Origin of the sequence: Microvirga arabica (assembly GCF_016811235.1) — a bacterium.
GTDB lineage: Bacteria > Pseudomonadota > Alphaproteobacteria > Rhizobiales > Beijerinckiaceae > Microvirga > Microvirga arabica.
Map to the genome: position 1 here is coordinate 1 of NZ_JAFBID010000227.1, position 697 is coordinate 697.

Annotated in this window: 1 protein-coding gene; it reads right to left on the minus strand. The window is 60.4% G+C overall.

Going from position 1 to position 697, the window contains the following annotated elements:
• Positions 1–219 precede the first annotated feature (219 nt).
• Complete coding sequence (locus tag JQC81_RS32625; RefSeq protein WP_203275893.1) at positions 220–519, minus strand: hypothetical protein; 300 nt, start codon at positions 517–519, stop codon at positions 220–222.
• Positions 520–697 lie beyond the last annotated feature (178 nt).

Consider the following 697-nt stretch of genomic DNA (forward strand, 5'->3'; position numbering starts at 1 on the left):
AACGGTGTCCGGCTTCATTCCGGAATGCTGTCCGGCTTCAAATCGGAATACCTGTCCGGATTGCGTCGGAATCTGCAGCCCTGATCAAGGCGCAGGACTGGATCGCCGTGCAGGCCAAGTCACAGGGCTAGCTCAGGACCAGACGCCCGCACACCTCTGCCTCCATCCCGTGCGCTGCAGCCAGAGCGGAACGGGCGATCACTGTGTATGTTGTGACGATCAGGCCTTAGGGCTGCGACGTCCCGCTGTCAGCCGAAGAGAGCCGTTGATGCCGGCGACTTTGGGCTGATCGAAGTTGAGGTTGCCGAGCTTCCAGGATTGCAGCACCACAGAGGTGTCACCAACCGCCTTCGGCTTCACGCCACCCTCAGTCGCACGCTCAACCGTGAGAGCCTTGCCGCTCAAGGCAAGCAGAAGTTTGTCGTCCGGCCCAAAGCCTGCCTGATCCCACAGCTCGCGGGGCAGGCGGATGGAGGTGTAGAACCGGTCCGAGCGCTTGGCATCAGGAATCGATTTCACCACGACCTGAGCAGAGGCAGCTTTACGCGCTGGACCTCCGGTTTTCCCAGAACGCTGAATCCGCTTCGCCGGCGCATCAGGTATCTCAACAGGTTCCGGTTCTGAGCTGAGTTCAGGATCCTGCTGTTCGACAGGTTCAGTCTCTGGCGTAAGCGGCTCTTCTGTCTTGAGCGGCTCT